The organism is Nonomuraea sp. NPDC049269 (genome assembly GCF_043197155.1).
Classification (GTDB): domain Bacteria; phylum Actinomycetota; class Actinomycetes; order Streptosporangiales; family Streptosporangiaceae; genus Nonomuraea.
This window is the reverse complement of the sequence record NZ_JBICSO010000019.1, coordinates 38,391-58,871: the sequence shown is the minus strand read 5'-3', so window position 1 is coordinate 58,871 and position 20,481 is coordinate 38,391. Positions and strand designations below refer to the sequence as shown.

The following is a 20,481-nucleotide window of genomic DNA, read 5'->3' as shown; positions in this document are numbered from 1 at the left end:
AACGATGACCCCGGACCAGCCGCCCCGGCCACCCGCGCCGTCGAGACGGGCCGACGCCGAGCGCAACCGCGACAAGATCCTCGCTGCCGCCCGCGCCGCCTTCGCCGAGCCCGGCGCGCAGGTGTCGATGGCCGAGGTCTCCCGGCGCGCCGGGGTAGGCATGGCGACCCTCTACCGCAATTTCCCCGGCCGCCGGGAGCTTCTGGAGGCCCTCTACGTCAACGAGGTCGACGCCATCTGCGCGGCCGCCGTACACGTCGAGGGCGAGACGCCGGGAGCGGTGCTCGCGGCCTGGCTGCACCGGGCCTTCGCCTTCTTCACCAGCAAGCACGACATCGCCTCCGAGTTGCTGGCGCAGTCCGACGGCGACAACCCCGTCTTCAACGAGAGCCGCTCCCGCGTGCTCGCCGCCGGCCGGCCGCTCCTCGCCGCCGCGCAGGAAGCCCGCGACGTACGCGCGGACCTCACCCTTGAGCAGGTCCTCGACATGATCATCGCCATCTCCGCGATTCACGGCGACCCCGGCTACGTCCGTCCGATCCTGGCGGCGGCGATCGACGGGATACGCGCGTCCTGATCAGGCCGGCTCGGCCGCCCGCCATCGCCGACGCCGCTCGGCGGGGGAGCGCTGAGGTCGAGACGGTTACCGCTGCCGGACTGCGTAGGTCAGGTGGGTCACCCGCTGCGTCGGCTCCGCGCGGACCGGCTCCAGGGCCACGCGGCCCGCGTCCACGCCCTCGAACAGGCGGATTCCGGAGCCGAACAGCACGGGTGAGAGCGCGATCGAGAACTCGTCGATCAGGCCGGCGTTCACGTACTCCAGGATCGTCGCGCCGCCGCCCGCGATGCGGACGTCTCGGTCGCCGGCGGCCTCGCGGGCCTGGTCGAGCGCGGTCTCGATGCCGTCGTTGACGAAGTGGAAGGTGGTCCCACCCGGCCGCTCCCAGGGGTCACGCTTCTCGTGCGTCACGACGAAGACCGGCGTGTGGAACGGCGCCTCCTCCGGCCACATCTGCTCGCCGGCGTCGAACATGCGCTTGCCCATCACGCTCGCGCCGGTGCGCTCGAACGTCTCCCGCACGATGTCGTTGTCGCGCCCTTCCTCGCCGCCCTTGCCGAGCTTGAGGTTCTCCCGGAAGAATCGCTGCGGGAATATCCACCGCTGCAGTTCCATCCACTGCTGCCCCATCAAATCCCCGAGGGACTCGGGTGCGATGAAACCGTCCAGCGACATCGACACGCTGAAGAACACTTTCCCGGCCATCAGCCCTCAACTCCCTTCCGAAGGATCTCGGTGACGTAGGCAGCCAGGTTGCTCAGGGTCTGCTGGCCACCCTCGATCGCGTGGTACTTCTCGACCGCCTCGTCGCGCAGCTCCTTGGTGGGGAACACCGTGCGCATCTCGATCCGGGTCGCCGCGCCGTCGGGCGCGAACGTGAGGACCGACTCGAAGGCGTTCGGATCGTCGCGGGACTCACCGTGCAGCAGCGCGATCCGCTCCGGCGGGGCGATCTCGGTCCAGGAGATCCACTCCTGGTAGTCCGTCTCGTCCGGTCCATGCATCACGAAGTCCCACACCCCGCCGACGCGGAACTCGAACGCCCGCGTGGTGGTGGTGAACCCCTCCGGTCCCCACCATCGCGACAGGTGCCGGACTTCGGTGAACGCCTCGAACACCAGCTCCCGTGGGGCGCTGATGATCCGGGAGATGACGATCTCGCGGTCGGCCGTCGCTGACTGCGCCGGCGCGTCCCGTCCTGTTGCTGCCATCGGGTCACTCCTCCTGTCTTGCCTGCTTGAGGTCCTGCACGTACGCGTCCAGCCGGTCGAAGCTCTCGTTCCAGAACCGCTCGAACCCGCCGGTCCACTCGTGGATCGGTCGCAGCCCGCGGGCGTCTAGGCCGTACAGACGCTGCTTGCCTGCCTTGCGGTCCCGCACCAGCCCGACCTCCCGGAGCACCCGCAGGTGTTTGGACGCCCCCGGCTGGGTCATCCCCAGCTCCTGGGCCAACTCGGTCACCGGCCGCTCACCCGCCCGCAGCAACACCAGGATCTCCCGGCGCTGCGGCTCGGCGATCGCGTTGAAGACGTCCGACGTCGTCGCTGCTCGTGCCATGACAGTCATCATATTCCTATATCGGCATGCGTCAAGCCGGAGGAATCAGGCGGGTCTTGTCAGATGACGATCGTGACCCTTGCCAGCGGCTGCGGAAACGCGCATCCCGGAGACGGCACGCTCGACGGCGGCGGGCAGAATGGGTGAGCGGCGCACCAACGGCTGGCGGGTGAGCTGTCACAAGGGGTTTCGCAATGGGGCGCTTCGCGCTAGGGGACTCAGGCGCTTCTTCCAGTCGGGCCGCAGCCCCGACCCCTGGAGGACTTCGTTTCGCTCAGACGTTTATCTGCGCAGGCGCAGGCTTCGCCTACGCGTTCCACATGACCGTTTATCGGGTTAGCTGGAAAGTGTCTGCTGGCTCTGTGGCTCCTAGGTAGACGTCTACCCGGTGGTCAAGCACACCGTGCGGATCAAGGGCGAGCCGCGAGAGCTGTACGACGTGAGTACGTCGTCGACATCCACCGCGGCTCTCCGCCGACCAGCACCAGATGGACGCCTTCATCTGGAACAACTACACCCTGGCCCCCCTCCCGGACCGCCTGGCCTGACCCAACCGCGAAGGCTACGACGGGGACGGCGGGAGAACGTCGCGCACGGCTTCACCGGTCGCGGTTCCCCGTGTGGCAGACATGGTCCGGTGCCTTCTCAGGGCGGTGGCTGCCGACTCTCTACAGTCCTGCCGAACCATGCCATGGTCAGCTCGATCGGGTTGCGCTGAGTACGGCGATGTCACGGTCGAAGCAGACGATGATGTGGCCTTGTGGGGTAGCAGCGACGGCATTGACCGAGTCGGGGAATTCGATGTCAGGGCTGATCTTGTCGAAGGTGGTGAGGCTCCATACCGCCACCGTTGTGTGGCTGGCGGCAACTGCGATGGGGTGGCCGTCGATCGTGGTGGCGGCGAGTGCGCCCACGGTTCCCATGGAAAGCTGGCCGATCTGCTGAGCGGTGGTGACGTCCCATACCTTCATCGGTGGGTCGCGCCAGTCATCGTTCGTGGTGATGGCGATGGGTCGTCCGTCCACGATGGTGGCGGCCACGAGGCGTACCGGTTTGCCGTTGCTTCCGGTGGTCTGGAGTCCGGTGTCGCGGTTGGTGGTGAGGTCACGGACCCGGAAGCCGCCGCCCCACCGTCCGAGTAGGGCGACGGGCTGGTCGTCGAGCGTGGTGGTGGCGAGGTCGTGTACCCATCGATGGTCGCTCTTGCGGGGGTTGCCGGTCTCTTCGCCGGTGCGGAGATCCCATACCCGGATGGTCTTGTCGTCGCCGGCGGTGATGGCCCGGGGTGGGTCGCCCGTGTTGTCGGCCGCGACGGCGGTTATCGGGCGGCGGTGGGTGGTCAACGGTGCTCCGGCCGCTTTCCCCAGTGTGAGGTCCCAGAGTCGGACCTTGCCGTCCTTGCCTCCGGTGATCGCCACCGCGCGACCGTCCACTTGGGTCGCGGCCACAGCAGTGACGGTGCCGGTGTGGTCCGTGAGTGGCTGGCACACCTGATCGCCGGTGTCCAGATCCCATACTCGTACGGTTTCGTCATCGCTGCCGGTGACCGCCACCGGTCGGCCGGCCACTGAAGTGGTGGCCACCGCCGTGATCGCGGCGTCGTGGCGGACTGGTTTGACGGCTGGTTCGCCGACGATCAGATCGGACACCCGGATCGACCCGCCGTCGCAACTCGACACCACCACCTGCCGGCCATTCACTACTGCCGTCGCCACCGCATGCACCGTGCGGGGATGCTGAGGGAACAGCTCACCGGCCAGCTCGGCCGTTTTCAGGTCCCACACCTGGATGGTCGGCTCGTTGGAGTCGCAGGTGATCGCCACCAGTCGGCCGTCCACAATCGTGGTCGTCACGGCCTCCAGGTCCGTGGATCGGGGGAGGTCACCGACCGGCAGTCCGGTGGCTAGGTCCGACACGCGGGTGGTCGTCTGGTAGCCACCAGAGACGACCACCAGATGGCCGGGAGTCGGCTCCGCAACCGCAACCGCGCTCACGTGTCCACTGTGGCCGGTGAACGGGCTACCCACCGGATCACCGGTATCCAGGTCCCATACCCGGACCGTTCGGTCGCCGCCTGTGACAGCCACCCAGCGGCCGTCCAGCACCGCGGTCGCCACCGCGAACACCGGGCCGGTGTGGCCGCGGATCGGTGCCATCACTTCCTGCCGCGTTTCCAGATCCCATACCCGTACCGTCGTGTCGTAGCAACCGGTGACCACCACCCGGCGGCCATGGCGTTCCGCGATCGCGAGGGCCTCCACATTGTCAGCCTTAAGATGGAACGGTTCACCCACCGGCCTACCGGTCGCGAGTTCCCACACCCGTACGGTGTCGTCGTCACCACCGCTGACCACCACAGGGCGACCGTCCAGAACTGACATCGCCAGCGCCCGCACCGCGTTCGTGTGACCAGCCCATGGGGCGCCGACCCGCTCGCCGGTCGACAGATCCCAGACCCGTACGGTGCTGTCGCCGCCTCCGGTGACCGCTACGGCACGGCCGTCGAATACCGCGGTCGTCACCGCCGCCACCCAATTGGTGCGACCGTCGGTGGTGCCTAACGGCGGGCATGACATCACGCCCTTCGGCAGCAGACTGGTCCAAGTCTGCTGCACATGCCAGGCAGCAGGACGAACAACCGGGACCTCATGGCGGGACAGTGGCGACATGCCGCGCATAGTAGTTGCCGGCACCGGGACGCGTCTCGAAGAAGCTCGGGGCGGTCATCTTTCCGGGTGGCGACGCCGGAGCGTTGATCGCTGTCGAACGTGGCGACGAGCGGATCTTCAGGCATGCGAGCCCTCGACGATGGATTGGAGGTGCGGGTGCCCATCGCCGTGGTGGGTCAGGTCTGGCGCGGTGGCCCCAAGCCGGCGCGCCTCGCACGTCTCCTGCGCTCCGTATCGCTGCCGTCGGCCCAACCTTGGAGATCATCGCCATCTGAAGCGCTCGCTTCTCCGACCCTCGAACGACCCGACCGGAGACAAGCCGAACAGGGCGATGATCAGTCAGTAGACCACGACGCGGGGTGATCGCCGCGCCATTACCAGCCCGAACGCACTCTCACCGAAGGTCGTCGGCGAGGGTCGAGTCCCAATTGCGTACGCCGGGTGGCGGTGTGCTCGCAGCTTTCGGACGGCTCAGTTGTAGGGGTTGTCGTAGGTCACGGATTTGGTGCGACTGTTGTAAGTGTTACCGGGATAGAACCAGCCGCCCGTCACGTACAAGGTGACGTTCGTGAGGGTGGTGGAGTGGGTGTATTCACCGTCGTAGAGGAACAGGGACAACTGGCACCCGGGGGGAGCGGTTGCCGTGCCCGTCTGGGCCGGATAGAAGACGGTGCTGCCGTTGACAGAGACGTAGAAGTTCGGCATGGGGTAGGACCCGCTCCCCCAGCACAGCCGGAGCGCGTACCTGAACTTCGTGTTTCCGTCGTCGAACGCCAGCGTGCCGGTCAGCTGCGCGAGCATGATCGACGGGCCGGCGTTCGAGGTCACCGTGATGGACACGGTCTGGTCTGGACCGTAGGCGGCGTGCGCGGGAGTGACGGGCACCAGGATTGCCGCGAGTGTTGCGATGGCGATGGCGACGGAGCTGGCCGCACGACGTGCTTTGGAATGTGTCAATTTCCAGCCTCATCTCTTTCATGATGTCGGCGGAGCGCGCACGGAGAATATTGTCGGGGCCTCCAGGCGTCCAGAGAGACGATGGAGAGCCACTGATTCGGCCCGGCATTAACTTGTGCCATGGCAGCTCGCGCGAGGGTAGGCGAGGCGTGCCATCAGGTCGGGGATGAGACCTGCGGAGCCGTAATACCGGCATGACGGGTGAAATTTTCATTCCACCGGGACGCGGTCGACTCCTGCACCGAAGACGGCTAGACCGGCGTGATCGTTACTCGCTGAGCAACTAGCCTGAGGGTGTGTCCCCCGCACTTGTCCTGCTCGACGACGTCCGCTGGCGAGGTGTGCGCGTGATCGGTGATCGCGCGCAGACCCTGCTGGCCGTACTCGCCATGCATGGCCACGCAGGGGTCAGTGTCGAGCGCCTGGTCGAGGAGTTGTGGCCCGACGAGGAGCCGGCCAATCCGACGAAGGCGCTGCAGGTGGTCGTCTCGCGGACCAGGGCGGTGACCTGCGCCGACGTCGTGGTGCGGATTCCGCGTGGTTACCGGCTCGGGCTGCCCGCCGGTCAGGTGGACGCGCTGCTGCTCAGCGCGCTGGTGGAGCAGGCACGGGCCGCACTGGGCGAGGACGACATGGTGCTCGCGCGTCGCCGCGCCGAAGAGGCCATGGGTATCGTGGCCGGCGGCGTGGACGGTGCCGCGGGCCCACTCGCTGAGCTGAGAGGCGTCGCGGCGGGGTGGATGGCTGAGGCGCGGCGGGTGGCGGCGATCGCGCGGGGCCGGAGTGGCGCTCATGAGGGCGCGCTGCCGCTGCTGGAGGAGGCCGCGGCCGATCGGCCACACGACGAAGAGCTGCTCGCCTGCCTGCTGCGCAGCGAGGCCGCCGTACGAGGCGCCGCCGCCGCTCTGGAGCGTTATGAGCGTTATCGCGCGGGCCTGGTCGCGCGGCTCGGCACTGGACCAGGGCCTGAGCTCGCTCGCGTGTACGCCGAGCTTCTCGTCGCCGATCGGCCGGTACGTGAGGGCATCCTGTTCGACGGTTCTTCGCTGCTCGGCCGCGAGGGCGACATCCGTGCGGTGCACGCCCTGTTGCAGACCAACCGGGTGGTCTCCATCATCGGTCCTGGCGGACTGGGCAAGACCCGGCTGGCACATGTCGTCGGCAGGAACGCCACGCAGCCCATCGCCCACTTCGTCGAGCTCGTCGGCGTCTCCTCGCCGGAGGGGGTGGTGGGTGAGGTGGGCTCGGCGCTCGGGGTTCGGGACTCGGTCAGCGGGCGTCGTGTCCTGACCGCCGAGCAGCGCTCCGACGTACGCACCCGGATCGCCCAGCATCTTGACCAGGCTCCGGCGCTGCTGATCCTGGACAACTGCGAGCACGTGATCGAGGCCGCCGCCGACCTGGTGGCCTTCCTGACCGTGACGACCCGCGACCTGCGGGTGCTCATCACCTCGCGCGCTCCCTTGTCGATCCCCGCCGAACGCGTCTACCTGCTCGGCGAGCTGCCCACGGGCGACGCGGTGGAGTTGTTCCGTCAGCGCGCCACGGCCGGCCGCCCGGGTGTGCGGATCGACGAGGGAGTGGTCGAGGAGGTCGTCGCCCGCCTGGACGGGCTGCCGCTCGCGATCGAGCTGGCCGCGGCCAAGGTGCGGGTGATGTCGGTGGAGGAGATCGCGCGGCGCCTGGCGGACCGGTTCGCCTTGCTGCGCGGAGGGAACCGTACGGCCCCCGACCGGCACAAGACGCTGCTCGCGGTCATCGACTGGTCGTGGAATCTGCTGGAGGAGCCAGAACGGCGGGCGTTGCGGTGGTTGTCGCTGTTCGGCGACGGGTTCACGCTGCCCACGGCCGAGCACGTACTCGGCCCGGACGCCCTGCGCACGGTGGACGCGCTGACCGAGCAGTCGATGCTGAGCGTCCGCGAGACGACGTACGGTCTCCGCTACCGGATGCTGGAGACCGTCAGGGAGTTCGGGCGGATGCGGCTGAAGGATGCCGGTGAGGAGGCGCCCGCCCGGGCGGCGCAGCGGGCCTGGGCGACGGCGTACGCCCTCGAACACGCCTTCGCGCTGTTCAGTCCGGCGCAGTTCGCGGCGGCCGACGCGTTGCACGCCGAGGAGAGCAACCTCGCCGAACTGCTCCGGCAGGCTCTCGGTGAGTCCGATCCCGTCACGATGGTCCAGTTGCTGGCCGGCATCGGCGCGTTGTGGTCGATCCGTGGCGATCACTCCCGGGTGTTCGTTCACCGGGGCGCGATCGCCGAGGTGATCACCGACTGGGTGCCGCCGCCGTACCTCGTCGAGGCGACCAGGGCCGCCATGCTGATCGCGCTCATGAACATCATGGTCGTCACCGACCGCCGCGACGATCCGCTGCGCGATCTCCTCCGTACGCTGCCCATCAGCGACACGACGAATCCCCGATTGGCGGCGGTGGCCACCGTGCTGATCGCGTGCGACGTGGCCGATGGCGCCGACGTGCGGCGCCGTATAGCGGAGTTGTGCCGGAGCGCCGACCGTGACGTGGCCTTGGCGGCGATGCAGACGAACGTCCAGGTCCGGGAGAACGCGGGAGAGATGGCCGAGGCGGTCGAGGCCGCCGAGCGAACTCTGACGATGCTCCGGGAGGACGAGGGGCCGTGGTCCGCCGCGATCATGCACGCCGTTCTCGCCCACCTGGTCATGCGGCTCGGTGATCGCCGGCGGGCGGTCGGACACGCGCGGATCGCCATCCCGGTGCTGAGCCGGCTCGGTGCCACAGACGATGAGACCCAGCTCCGCGCGCTGCTGCTGGTCTCCGCGCTCGCCGACGGCGACCTTGACACCGCGGCGGCCGAGCTCGCCGAGATCACCCGGATCAACGACACCGAGGCAGTGCTCGGCGGGGTGGCGATCGCCTCGTTGTGCGCGGCCGAGCTCGCACTCGCCCGCGGCGAGACGGCCGCCGCGCTGGCGGAATACCGCCTGGCCGTCCAGCGGGCGCACGACCTGCGCCTGCCCGGGGTGCCGCGCACGGAGCTCGCGCCGTGGACGATCATCGCGGTGTCGGCCACCCTGACGGCGTACGCGTACCACGCTCCTCCGGAAGACGTCCGCTACGGCGAGGACCTGTTCTCCACCGCGCGAGGCTACGACCTGCTGACCGCGGAAAACCCCATCCTCGACTACCCGGTGTGCGGCTCGATGCTCTTCGGGCTCGGCGCCTGGGGGCTGCTGCGGGGAGCCATGGCCCCCCGCGACGCGATCAGGTTGCTGGTGCTGGCCGAGCGGTTCGCGTACAACGGCAGCATGCCCTGCATGGCCTTCGAGCGGATCGAACCGTACGCGGAGCGGGCCGAGCCCGGACTGCTCGCCGCCCTGCGGGCCGAGTACGGCGATCGACGCGGCCCCGACCTGCTCGACGAGGCGCGCGGTCTCATTGAGCAGGTCTCCGGCCGTGACGGGCACGGGTCACATGTGCCGCTTGTAACTGCGTACCGACAGCGGCGCGAAGATCGCGATGACGATCAGGCACGCCAGGAGCGTCCAGGCCACCTCTCCGCTGACGATGGCGCTGTTGGCGAGGTCGCGGGTGGCCGTGACCAGGTGTGAGACCGGGTTGATCCGTACGAACGCGGCCAGCCAGCCAGGAAGGGTCTCGACGGGGACGAACGCGTTCGACAGGAACGTCAGCGGGAACAAGATCATCATGGAGATGCTCTGGACGGCCTGGGCGCTCCGGGCGATCGTGCCGACCCACGTGAAGACCCATGCCAGCGACCAGCCCGTGATGATCGCCAGCAGGATCGCGGCGAGCACCCCGCCCGCTCCGCCGCCCGGGCGGTAGCCCATCACCAGGCCCATGGCGAAGGTCAGAGCGGCCGCGATCGTGTAGCGCAGCAGGTCGGCCACCATCGGGCCGGCGAGCGGCGCGATCCGGGCGATCGGCAACGACTTGAATCTATCGAAAACACCCTTCTCCATGTCCTCGCGGAGTTGGGTGCCCGTGGCCATGCACGTCGTCAGCACGGTCTGGGCGAGGATGCCGGGAACCATCAGGGGGAGGTAGCTCTCCACGTCACCGGCGATGGCGCCGCCGAAGATGAAGGCGAACATCGCGGTGAACAGGATGGGCTGCAGCGCCACGTCGAAGAACTGCTCCGGGTTGCGGCGCATCTTCTTGAGCGCCCGCCACGCCATCGTCAGGGTCTGGACGATCGTCTCCCCTGTGGAGACGCGCCGCCGGGCGGCCGCCACGCGGTCGGCGGCCCGGACCGTCTCGCGGGCGGGTGCGGTCATGGTGCTCATCGGTTCTCCTCCGTGCGGGTCTCGTCCCCGTCCGTCCCATGGCCGGTGAGGGCGAGGAACACCTCGTCCAGGCTGGGCTTGGCCACGCTCACCGAGGAGATCGACACCCCGGCGGCGCGCAGTGCGATCAGTACGTCCGCGGCCAGGTCGGCCTGGTCGAGTGCGACGTTGAGGCGGCCCTGCTCCGGGCTGAGTACCGGGTCGGAGCCGAGGACGCGCCGCACGACCTCCACGGCGGCGGGCACCTCGTCCGGTTCGGCGAGCAGCAACTGGAGGGCGGAGTTGCCGACCGCTGTCTTCAACTCGTCAGGGGTGCCCTCAGCGACTTTGCGGCCGTGGTCGATGACGGCGACGCGATCGGCGAGCTGATCGGCCTCGTCCAGATATTGCGTGGTCAGCAGTACGGTGCAGCCATCGGCGACCAGACCGCGGATGGTGTCCCACATCTGGCCGCGCGTACGCGGATCGAGGCCGGTGGTCGGCTCGTCGAGGAAGATCAGCGGTGGCCTGGTGATCAGGCTGGCCGCCAGATCGAGGCGCCGGCGCATGCCACCGGAGAACTGCGCGATCGGTCTGTCGGCGGCCTCCTCCAGGCCGAACTGGCCCAGCAATTCGACGGCGATCCGCCGGGCGCGCGGCGCGGGGATGCCCTGCAGGCGGCTGAAGAGCCAGAGGTTCTCGCGGGCGGTCAGGTTCTCGTCGACTGACGCGTACTGTCCGGTGACGCCGACCAGCTGGCGGATCACGTGCGGGTTGCCGGCCACGTCGACTCCGAAGATCTCGGCACGGCCCGCGTCGATCTTCAACAGGGTGGCCAGCATCTTCAGCATGGTGGTCTTGCCGGCGCCGTTCGGGCCGAGGACGCCGAAGATCTCACCGGGGCGTACGTCCAGGTCGATCCCGTCGACGGCACGGTGCCGGCCGAACGTCTTGGCAAGCCCTTCCGCACGTACGGCCAGATCGGTTCCTCCGACGGAGGCCGGGACGCCCCCGGTACGTCCGAGTTTTGTGATGCTCATGGCTTCACTCTCGGCGGCGCCGGTTTCACGGCACCCTCGGCCGGTTTCACCGGTTGCCGGGGGCGGCGTTCGCTTCAGCCCGTGGATGTGTGGGTGGGCCGTGTGCCACCCATCCCTTGCCCGTCTGGGTGGTTAACCGTGGCAGCCCGCCCCGAGCGGTCCTCCAGACGTCTATCTGTGAACGCGCAGGCTCCGCCTGCGCGTTCCACGTGACCGTTCATGCGCGCCATCGCCCGCCGTACAAAGCATTCGCCGCGCTCACGCCCGCTGTCCAAGACGCGCCGTCGCCGGCCACGCGATCTCACTTCGCCCGAGATCGGATGCGCCGGCGCACCAGAGCGATCAGCCCTGTTTGGATGGCGAATATCACCAGTGCGATCAGCCCCGATGCGGCGGACATCTCTTCCTCCGAAAGCCCGCCACCACATTCTGTTATGTTGCCTGCCGCATATGACACGACGCAGTCGCGTCCTAGGATCGCGGCAACGATGAACCAGTTCGCGAGCAGAAGGGGCACCGCGCACACGACAAAGATCAGCGTGATGTAAGTCGCCAAGCCTGCCGGGTTCATCTTCGCCGGGGCCTGTTGAAGAAGCCCGCCCATTTCCGATTCGCGACTCATCGGAAACACTTAAGCATGGGCAAGCGATCATGACAAGGTCGCTGATCTCCGTTCCCGCTGATGGCGGCTGGTGTCGGGGCGATCGATGGTCCGGGCCTGGGTTCCTCGGCCCCGGCCCACCGGGGACCCGGGTTGCTGTCCTGCCTGCCGCGGATGCCCTGCGGTACATCGGGACGGTGCCGGGCTTGACCAGAGATCAGAACAAGGTGTCCTTGATCGCGATCTGGCCATTGTTGATGACGAACTTCTGGTTGGTGTTGTTGCTGTCGCACTGCCACAGGTAAATCTGGATGCCGTTGCCGCGGCCGTTGGTGGCGTCCAGGCACAGGGGGTTGCCTGAGTTGAGGGTGGATTTGAGGATGATCATGTCTCTCTGGATGACCCAGAGTTGGTTGCCGTTACTCAGGCACTGCCACTGGTAGACCCGGGTGCCGTTGGTGCGGCCGTTGGAGGAGTCCAGACACATCACCGGATTCCCGCCGACGGTGTCTTCCACCTTGATGAGGCCGCTGTCGATGACGAACTTCTGGTTGGTGTTGTTGCTCTCGCACTGCCATTGGTACATCAGGGTGCCGTTGCCACGGTAGTTGCTGACGTCGACGCACATTGCGGGCCAGCCAAGGGCGGTGCGACTGGCGGGCTGGTGAGTAGAGGCGGCGGCGGGCATGGTGGTTGCCGCACCCACCGCGGTGGAGATGGCAGCGATGGCTAGCAGACGGCGAGCAAGCATGATTGGCCCCCAGGAGAGTTGATCAAGACTCAAGCACCATGTCATGGCCGACAGTTATTGATCAATTACTCTGTGTGCAAGTCTGTCGCGTGTCGTAATGTGATGCCGGCTGCGGGGGCTGACGGGCATGCGAACAAGAAGTCGCATTAGCGACTCGAGAAGTACGGGTGGCGTGAGCGGCGGGTGCGGAAGCTCCCTGCGCACGTGGTCCTGATCGCGCTGTGCTTCAGCAGTGGGCCGCGACGAGTGCGGCGAGGTCCAGCGCGTCCCCTCTGATGCCGGCCAGCCAATCGTCTTGTACGTACTCGAAGTTACCGGTTCCGGTGTCGAACAGGCCGATGCTCCCGGCCGTCACCTGCTGTTCGAGGTTGATCGGCGCCGGCTCCCACCGGGTGAACTTGGGCTGCACCAACTGGGCGAGCGAGTAGGAGGTCGTGCGGCCATAGCGGCGTGGGCCGTTGAGGTGGTGGTAGTGGCCGCTGACGTGCAGGCGCGGTTGCAGGTGCTCGATAAGCGCGGTCAGCTTCGCCGAGCCCTGCACGTTCCCGCGCCGGTCGCGTGACAACCCGTACGGGCCGTCATGAGTGACCAGGACGTCCACGTCACCCGGTCCGACCGCCATCAACCGCGCGTACGCGCTCTCGTCCAGGTCCATCTTCCCCGGAACCTCGATCAGCCCGAGGAACGCCATGCGCTGTCCGGCGACCTCGACCACGTTCCCGCAGGCGACATGGCGGTAAGCGCCGAGCGGGTCCACCGGCACGACCTCGGCGGCCGACGCGTCGTGCAAGGAGGCCAGCCAGTCGTGATCCTCATGGTTGCCGCTGACGAACAGCACACAGGGAACCCGCCCGAGAGCCGAGCGCACCCCCTCGGCGAATGCCGGCGACGGATCGAGCAGGCGAAAGAAGTCCCCCTGAGCGGGATGATCCCGGGCGAAGCGACGGCTGGCCTCGTCCCACCGATCGAACGACGGGTAGGCGCCCAGATCGCCGACCTGACGACCGAGCCAAGTCGAGCGTCGCACCTAGGCCGGAAGAACGTCAACGATTCGTTTTGTCCCCAGCCTCGCATCGAACCTGGAGAGGTTCACCTGACATTTCCAGCGGTTGTTTCGTCGGACTACTGCCGGATCGCAAGGCTCAAACACCGCTGAGACGGAAGCTCTTGCAGCAGACCACCACAAAGGAGGGCTCATGTTCGCCACTTATGCCACGATCACCATCTTCGCCTCGGTGCTGTACGGCAGCGCCGCCGTCGTCTACCTGATCGGCCACGAGTTTCCCAAGGCTCAGGCCGACATGAAGCGCTTGCCACGGTCGTGGGTACCGGTGTTGGGCATGATGCTGGCGGCGGGCTCTTTGGGGCTGTTGGGCGGGTTCGCCGTGCCAATGCTGGGGACACTCGCTGCCGCCGGCCTCGTGCTGTACTTCATCGGCGCACTCCTTGCGCACCTGCGAGTGGGCTCCCGCAAGCTCGTGAATTGGGGCGGATTCTTCGCCACCGCGGTGGCCGCACTTGCCGTGAACCTGCTCTACTACTGGTCGTGATCCGTGGAGGCAGGCGCACTCACCTGGCCGTCTCGGCATGACGATCGACGCGTCGCCTCACGTCGCCGGATCCCGCGAGCTTGTTGCCGACGACGGCGAATACGTGGGCGCGATCACCGCCTACCCGCTCCGGCCAATGCTCTGAGCTGGGCATTCTCTCCGCGGTACCCCTAGCTGTACCTCCATTGGGGCGTACGCGGGAACGACTGGGAAGGCCCGCCGCTGGTGTGCTGATCACTGTCAGTCAAGCACCCCCTCCCAGGAGCAAATGAAATGGCAGTCAACAGCCGGCCGGATATCGAGCAGCATCCGAGTCAGACCGGGCTGCGGGGTTTCATCCGTCGCCGTCCGCTGATCAGTTTCTTCGTACTGGCCAACCTGCTGAGCTGGGCCGCCTGGCTGCCCTACATTCTCTCGGCGACCGGACTGGGGGTCCTGGATTTCACGTTCCCCTCGCTGCTCGGTAGCACGCAGTTCGCCGGCGTTCTGCCCGGCGCCTATCTCGGCCCCATCCTCGCCGCGTTCATCGTGACCGCGGTGGCGGACGGCAGGGAAGGCGTCCGCCGGTGGGTCGGGCGGATGACGAAGTGGCGGGTCAGCTGGGTCTGGTACGTCGCGACCGCCGTCGGTGTTCCCGCCACCATCATCATTACCGGTCTCGCGGTGTCCGACGGAGACATCCACATGCCGCCCGTCGCCGTGCTGGTGGCTTACCTGCCGGGCCTGCTGCTCCAGATGGTCACCACTGGTCTGGCGGAAGAGCCTGGCTGGCGTGACTTCGCCCTGCCCCGCCTGCAGCGCAAGTTCGGCCCGCTGGTCACCACCCTCGTCCTCGGCCCGCTGTGGGGCCTCTGGCACCTGCCGCTGTTCCTGAGCGAGTGGGGCGGGTGGCCGGACGTCACCCCGATGAGGGTCGGCGAGTTCGTCGTCTCCTGCTGCGTCCTGAACGTGGTCATCACGTGGGTGTTCAACCGGACCGGCCAGAGCCTGCCGCTGGTCATGCTGCTGCACGTCAGCATCAACAACTTCCTGTCGATCGCCTACGCGGACATGTTCCCGTCGATCGCCACCGCCGAGCAGGCGTCCCACGTCATCCTGCTCGCGGGTACCACGGCAGCGATCGTGGTGCTCGTCGCGACCCGCGGCCGCCTCGGCTACCGACCCGGCGAGGAATCCGCACCGGAGGTCGCCCATCAGAACTGAACGATCGACCGCGCCACAGAAGCGGGCGTGGGACCGAAACCGGTCCCACGCCGCTTTGCGTCATGCCCGGGGACGTGCTCTTTCAGCCTCACTGTGACTGCTCCCCCGCCGGGAGCCGCCGGAATTCAGGGGAAGGCAAGGGCGGCCTGCGGACAACAACAGATGACCGATGTCCCGCCGAAAGGCCTTTAATGAATGAGCCACACCTCGCCGTCCCCCCCGGGCGACGCCCCACCGTCGCAGGACGACGCCGTGGTGATCGAGCGGTCCTGGGACGAACCCGAGCGTTTCGGCGCCGTCTTCCATACCCCACTGTATCTATCCAGCCGCGATCGTCTGGTAGGCCGTGGTCCAGAAGTCTCGGTGCAAACGAGGAGTGTCCAGGGAGTCCATCGCCGTCTGGGTGAACAGGATCCCGGTGAGCCCCGTGGCCGGATCGGCGTACGCGGTCGTGCCCAGGCCGCCGTCCCACCCGAACTGGCCCACGGACGCCAGGTCGCGGCGGTGAGTACGGACGGCCATCCCGAAGCCGTAACCGCCGTGCCTGCCGAAGTGGTCGCCGAACGCGTCCTTCTCGACCTTCTGCTCCGGCGTCAGATGGTCCATGGTCATCAGCTCGACCGACGCCCGGGACAGGATGCGCTCGCTGCCGTGAGTCCCCTGGTTCAACAGCATCCGGTAGAAGGCGTGGTAGTCGTCCACCGTCGAGACCAGTCCGTCGCCGCCCGCTTCGAACGCCGGCGGCGAGCTGTACTTCCCACCGGCAGCCTCGTCCCACACGACCAGTCCACCGGTCTGCGGATCGTGGGCGTAGCTGGTCGGCAGCCGGTCGATCTTGTCCGCGGGTACGGAGAAGCCGGAGTCCCTCATCCCGAGCAGACCGAAGAGCCGCTCGCGCAGGAACGCCTCGAACGACTGCCCCGCGACCCTGCCGACGAGCACACCGAGCACGTCGGAGCCGGTGTGGTACTGCCACAGGTGTCCCGGCTGGTACATCAGCGGCAGCTTGCCCAGCCGGCCAAGCCATTCATCTGGTCCCGCCGCCGGTGACGAGCCGTCGAGACCCAGCTCGCGCATCGCGACCTGGATGGGGTACGTGTCCGGCGGCGCCAGCACCGCCCCGAACCCGAAGGTGAACGTCAGCAGATCGCGTACGGTGATCGGCCGCAGCGCCGGCACAGTGTCCTCCAGCGGGGCGTCGATCCGCGTCAGCACCTGGCGGTTGGCGAGCTCGGGCAGCCACTCGTCGATCGGGTCGTCCAGCCGCAGCTGGCACTCCTCGACGAGGATCATCACCGCGGTGGCGGTGATCGGCTTGCTCAGCGATGCCAGCCGGAAGATCGTGTCCCTGCGCATCGGCGCGCCGCCATCGGCGTGCAGTGTCCCCATCGCCTCCACGTGCGTGTCATCTCCGCGACCGAGCAGGGCGACCAGCCCAGGAATCGCACCAGATTCCACATACCCGGCCAGCACGTCACGCATCCGGCGCAACCCCGCCTCCGACAGGCCCCGCTTCTCCTGCATGCTCCAGTTGCCCTGCATATCCCAGCTGGCGGTGGTCGACATAGCGCTCTCTCTTCCTGCTTTGCGTACGTTGTGCGCTTGATGCGAACACTGTACTCACGATGCGCGGCCACATGCAAGGCCGCCGAGCGGGGGAAAGATCGTTTGGGCGGCGCTGGATACCCACGCCGAGGTCATCCCCACACGAGAGAACTGTGAGGTATGAGACGCCGCTTCACTGATGAAGGTCAGCGAGACATGGCCCCGGAGCTCAGTAGCTTGGCACGCGGCGCACTCGACAAGCCATCGGGCACGAAACTCCCAGAACGACCAGGTGCTTCGGCAGGGTAGACGAGGCTGAGGACAGCCATCAGGAACACCGGAGGGAATCGATGGAACACCACAGCACGCACTCGGTCAGCGTGGCAGGTGTGCTCATCGATGATCAGGGGCGCGCGCTCTTGATCCAGCGCCGAGACAACGGCCACTGGGAAGCCCCTGGCGGCATCCTGGAACGCGACGAGGACATCACTGCAGGTCTCCTCCGCGAGATCCACGAAGAGACCGGTCTGGACGTCGAGCCTGTCACCCTCACCGGCGTCTACAAGAACATGACGCGCGGCATTGTCGCCCTGGTCTTCCGCTGCAAGGTCATTGGTGGCCAACTCGCCGAGACCGACGAAGCCCGCGCCTTCCGCTGGGTCACCGCCGATGAAGTCAGATCACTTGCATCCGAAGCCTTCGCCATCCGCGTCCTCGACGCCATGCGGCACAACCACGCACCAGCCATCCGTCACCACGACGGCGTTCATCTGCTCGGCACACCACAGCACGCCGAATGACCTCGCCGAATTGTCGCGGGTGATAAAGCGGCGCGGTGGAACGACTGGTATCGGCAGACCATTCCACTCGCCGAGCAGCGCTATGGCATATCTGAAGGAACGGCAGGTGGGGGTCTGCAAAAGGAGCAGCACAATGTTCAGTACAGACGAGCCGGGCTTCGCCTGATAGCCTGATAAACCATGAGGAAAGCCATTGTCGCATTGGCGATCACCGCTGCCACCCTCTTCTCCCTGTGCGCATCTTTCGCGTCACCCGCCTCGGCGACCGACGGGACGATCATCGTCGAAAACTGAGCACGGGACGATCATCCAGCACTTCAGCCTCATTCGCTGATCTTCGCGAGGGCTCGGGAGAGGGTGTGGATGCGGCGTGTACCTGGGCGGCATGATCATTCTGTATGCCATACCCGTGGCTGTTGTCCTGGCGTCGCTTTTCGTGACGTCTCGTAGCGCGCGACGCAATATCTGCTACTTGTCCGCTGCTTTCGTCGCCTCCATCGTGGTACTCGTGATCGCCTGGATGGTGTGGCCGGACGATTGGGGATTCTGGCTCCTCTCTGTGCTCCCAACCACGTTCGTCACGGGAATTCGGCTCATTGTCGCGATCGTCGTAGGCCCTCCGAATTACGCCCCGCCATAGGCCCACGCCGCGGGTCGCGATGGGGGCCGCTGGGGTTGGGGGCATCGCCTTAGCAACTTCGGTTGACTAGTTCGACTATAGTCAACTACGGTTGCTAAATCAGCGGCCACCATGCCCAGGGAGGCAGACATGTCCATTCCGCGTGCCCGTACAAGCCTGCTCGCCATCGCCTTGACCGTTGCGGCAACCACCATGACGATCCCCAGCGCCGCCGCAGCCGGCCGAGACCGCGATCATGTCAAGATCCAGCGCGTACTCGACCAGGCCGTGGCCAACGGTGGCGGGCCCGGCATCGTCGCCGATCTCAGAGAAGATCGTCGGCCGCCGTGGTTCGGCACGGCCGGGGTGGCCGACCTGGAGACCGGTCGCAAGCGGCGGCCGGGTGAGCACTTCCGGATCGGCAGCTTCACCAAGGCCTTTACCGGCACGGTGGTGCTGCAACTGGCGGCCGAGGGCAAACTGACCCTGGCCGACACCGTGGCCAAGTGGCTGCCGGGGGTGGTGGAGGAGTACCTCGGCGCCGACGGTACGAAGATCACCATCAGGCAGCTGCTCAACCACACCAGCGGACTCCCCGACGCCATCCCCGGCCAGGAGACCCCGCGCCCCGAAGAGCCCGGGAAGCGCTTCATCTACTCCAAGGTCAACTACAACCTCGCGGGCCTGATCGTCGAGAAGGCGACGGGCTCGACGCTCGCCAAGGAGATAGAGCGCCGCATCGCCCGCCCGCTGCACCTGGCGGGGACGTACCTGTCCGGCAGCGACAAGACGCTCCCCGACCCGCACGCCCGCCACTACTCGAAGTTCACCGAGACCGGCCAGGAGACGCAGGTCCACGATGTGACCGAGATCGACGTGAGCTGGGCCGGAGCCGCCGGCGGCATGGTCTCGACGACCGCGGATCTGCACCGGTTCCTGGGCGCCCTGCTCGGCGGGCGTCTCCTTCCGCCCGCTCAGCAGAGGGAGATGTTCACCACCGTCTCGACGGAGGGCGCGGACTGGGTGCCGAACACCAGGTACGGCCTCGGCGTCTACTCCCAGACGCTTCCGTGCGGGGTCACGCTCTGGGGCGGCGGCGGCTTCATCCAGGGCTCGACGTCGTACGCGATGGGCGACCGCCAGGGCACCCACACGCTGGTCAGCAACATCAACGGCGACTGGAACGACTTCCTGAAGACCTTCACCCAGCTCTTCGAGACGACCTTCTGCAAGAAGACGGCCGACGCGCTCGACAAGGTCCGCTAGTACCAGGCCAGGCTGTAGATGGCCCGCTCCGACTCCGGGATGAGGCCGGGCAGGCCGAGCTGGGCAGCGCCCGGCAGTTGCCGCATCACGTCGCCCAGTTGCCTGTTGACGCCGGTCATGAACTCGGCGGCGTCCTTGTCATCGCCGCTCCAGAGGTCGGACAACTCCCAGCCGCCCTTGTTGACCACCGCGTCGAAACGATGCTGGGCGCTGATCAATATCTCGGCGCATTCGGTGGTGCGCAGCCCCATGTCGCCGTGGACGGACGCCAGCCCGCGGACGGTCTCGTAGATCGACTTCAGCGCCTCCTGCGCCTTGTCGGCCGCGGGGCCGTGCCAGGGCGCGTCCCGGATCTCCTGGGCGCGGAACACGATCCCGTGCGCGACCTCGACGAGACCGTTGGCGATGGCGGTCGTGGCGGAGGCGTAGTCGGTCAGCAGGTTCGGCTTCCACGACATCAGCATTTCCCTGATCTGGGCTCTGTTGAGGCCGTGGTGTGAGGTGTCGTCGGTGATGAGCTCCGTCACCGGATCACCGACGTTCGCCTTGAGGATGCGCGGGCTGATGGAGCCGTTCGGGTAGGCGTTGCTGACCCAGTAGTGGCCCTTCGGGCTCCAGCTCTCCTCCGGTATCGTGGCCCACGCGTCCGGCTTCGCGCGCCAGCTGTCCACCTCGGCGAGCTGGTAACTACGGCCACTGGTGGAGACCAGGCCCGCGGCCATCGCGCACTCCATCATCGCGTCGCCGGTCAGGCAGGAGAGTGCCTCCTCGAACCCGGTGATGCAGTCCGACACCGTGATCGCGGCCTTCCAGCCCAAGATGCCGCCGGTCATCTTGGCGGACTCGAACCGCCTGTGCAGCAGCCGGTAGACCTCGTCGAACTGGGTCATGAGCTGTTTGCCGATCGTCTGCAGCCGCCCGTGGCCGACCTCGTACCCGCTGCTGTGCTCGAGTTCGAGCCCCGGCCAGTAGTACTCGCGTATGGGCAGGTTCTCCCATGCGCTCCATTCGTCCTCGGCGGTCGGCTGCGGTTCGCGCATGGCACACTCCTTGTTCATGATCAAGGAACGCCACGCTAGGAGCCTCGGTTGACGAGCAG

Annotated in this window: 17 protein-coding genes and 1 pseudogene; 6 read left to right on the top strand and 12 right to left on the bottom strand. The window is 67.2% G+C overall.

The window, feature by feature from the left end:
* Positions 1 to 4: 4 nt before the first annotated feature.
* Entirely contained in the window at positions 5 to 577 is a 573-nt protein-coding gene (locus ACGFNP_RS60335; RefSeq protein WP_358335062.1) for a helix-turn-helix domain-containing protein, read from the top strand.
* Positions 578 to 643: 66 nt separating this feature from the next.
* On the opposite strand, the gene ACGFNP_RS60330 is transcribed toward ACGFNP_RS60335, so the two are convergent.
* From ACGFNP_RS60330 to ACGFNP_RS60310, 5 genes are all read right to left on the bottom strand, one after another.
* Positions 644 to 1,264 (bottom strand): dihydrofolate reductase family protein, encoded by a 621-nt coding sequence (locus ACGFNP_RS60330; RefSeq protein ID WP_393334160.1) that lies wholly within the window; start codon positions 1,262 to 1,264, stop codon positions 644 to 646.
* On the bottom strand, positions 1,264 to 1,770 hold the full coding sequence (locus ACGFNP_RS60325) for an SRPBCC family protein (RefSeq protein ID WP_393334158.1): 507 nt from the start codon (positions 1,768 to 1,770) through the stop codon (positions 1,264 to 1,266). Before ACGFNP_RS60325 ends, ACGFNP_RS60330 begins: the two co-directional genes overlap by 1 nt.
* Positions 1,771 to 1,774: 4 nt before the next feature.
* Positions 1,775 to 2,116 carry a metalloregulator ArsR/SmtB family transcription factor gene (locus tag ACGFNP_RS60320; protein WP_143604777.1) on the bottom strand — a complete coding sequence of 114 codons (342 nt, stop codon included), beginning with the start codon at positions 2,114 to 2,116 and terminating at the stop codon, positions 1,775 to 1,777.
* Positions 2,117 to 2,811: 695 nt separating this feature from the next.
* Entirely contained in the window at positions 2,812 to 4,638 is a 1,827-nt protein-coding gene (locus ACGFNP_RS60315; RefSeq protein ID WP_393334154.1) for a WD40 repeat domain-containing protein, read from the bottom strand.
* Between the two features lie 618 nt (positions 4,639 to 5,256).
* Positions 5,257 to 5,742, bottom strand: coding sequence for a hypothetical protein (locus ACGFNP_RS60310; protein WP_358335109.1), 486 nt, complete (start codon positions 5,740 to 5,742; stop codon positions 5,257 to 5,259).
* Positions 5,743 to 6,131: 389 nt separating this feature from the next.
* Here ACGFNP_RS60310 and ACGFNP_RS60305 point away from each other — a divergent pair.
* Positions 6,132 to 7,505 (top strand): annotated as a pseudogene (locus tag ACGFNP_RS60305) (ATP-binding protein); the annotation flags it as partial.
* Between the two features lie 1,686 nt (positions 7,506 to 9,191).
* Here ACGFNP_RS60305 and ACGFNP_RS60300 read toward each other — a convergent pair.
* The 5 genes from ACGFNP_RS60300 to ACGFNP_RS60280 form a co-directional block, all read right to left on the bottom strand.
* Entirely contained in the window at positions 9,192 to 10,028 is an 837-nt protein-coding gene (locus tag ACGFNP_RS60300) for an ABC transporter permease (protein WP_358335112.1), read from the bottom strand.
* A complete protein-coding gene (locus ACGFNP_RS60295) occupies positions 10,025 to 11,047 on the bottom strand; it encodes an ATP-binding cassette domain-containing protein (protein ID WP_393334149.1) in 1,023 nt (340 codons plus the stop codon). Before ACGFNP_RS60295 ends, ACGFNP_RS60300 begins: the two co-directional genes overlap by 4 nt.
* Positions 11,048 to 11,348: 301 nt before the next feature.
* Entirely contained in the window at positions 11,349 to 11,669 is a 321-nt protein-coding gene (locus ACGFNP_RS60290) for a hypothetical protein (protein WP_393334146.1), read from the bottom strand.
* Between the two features lie 196 nt (positions 11,670 to 11,865).
* A complete protein-coding gene (locus ACGFNP_RS60285; protein WP_358335120.1) occupies positions 11,866 to 12,399 on the bottom strand; it encodes an RICIN domain-containing protein in 534 nt (177 codons plus the stop codon).
* A gap of 226 nt (positions 12,400 to 12,625) precedes the next feature.
* Complete coding sequence (locus ACGFNP_RS60280) at positions 12,626 to 13,426, bottom strand: metallophosphoesterase (protein WP_393334142.1); 801 nt, start codon at positions 13,424 to 13,426, stop codon at positions 12,626 to 12,628.
* A 169-nt stretch (positions 13,427 to 13,595) separates the two neighbouring features.
* Between ACGFNP_RS60280 and ACGFNP_RS60275 the strand changes: the two genes are divergently transcribed.
* Together ACGFNP_RS60275 and ACGFNP_RS60270 are read left to right on the top strand one after the other, a co-directional pair.
* Positions 13,596 to 13,949, top strand: coding sequence for a DoxX family protein (locus tag ACGFNP_RS60275; protein ID WP_393334140.1), 354 nt, complete (start codon positions 13,596 to 13,598; stop codon positions 13,947 to 13,949).
* Positions 13,950 to 14,222: 273 nt separating this feature from the next.
* Positions 14,223 to 15,152: a type II CAAX prenyl endopeptidase Rce1 family protein gene (locus ACGFNP_RS60270; RefSeq protein WP_393334137.1), complete on the top strand. Its 930-nt coding sequence runs from the start codon at positions 14,223 to 14,225 to the stop codon at positions 15,150 to 15,152.
* Between the two features lie 318 nt (positions 15,153 to 15,470).
* On the opposite strand, the gene ACGFNP_RS60265 is transcribed toward ACGFNP_RS60270, so the two are convergent.
* Positions 15,471 to 16,718 (bottom strand): serine hydrolase domain-containing protein, encoded by a 1,248-nt coding sequence (locus ACGFNP_RS60265; RefSeq protein ID WP_393334135.1) that lies wholly within the window; start codon positions 16,716 to 16,718, stop codon positions 15,471 to 15,473.
* Positions 16,719 to 17,047: 329 nt separating this feature from the next.
* Between ACGFNP_RS60265 and ACGFNP_RS60260 the strand changes: the two genes are divergently transcribed.
* Positions 17,048 to 17,497 carry an NUDIX hydrolase gene (locus ACGFNP_RS60260; protein WP_393334132.1) on the top strand — a complete coding sequence of 150 codons (450 nt, stop codon included), beginning with the start codon at positions 17,048 to 17,050 and terminating at the stop codon, positions 17,495 to 17,497.
* 769 nt (positions 17,498 to 18,266) lie between these two features.
* Positions 18,267 to 19,382, top strand: a complete 1,116-nt coding sequence (locus ACGFNP_RS60255) for a serine hydrolase domain-containing protein (protein WP_393334129.1) — start codon at positions 18,267 to 18,269, stop codon at positions 19,380 to 19,382.
* Here ACGFNP_RS60255 and ACGFNP_RS60250 read toward each other — a convergent pair.
* Positions 19,379 to 20,422, bottom strand: a complete 1,044-nt coding sequence (locus ACGFNP_RS60250) for a hypothetical protein (RefSeq protein WP_358335143.1) — start codon at positions 20,420 to 20,422, stop codon at positions 19,379 to 19,381. The two genes, ACGFNP_RS60255 and ACGFNP_RS60250, sit on opposite strands and share 4 nt — an antisense overlap.
* Positions 20,423 to 20,481: the final 59 nt, after the last annotated feature.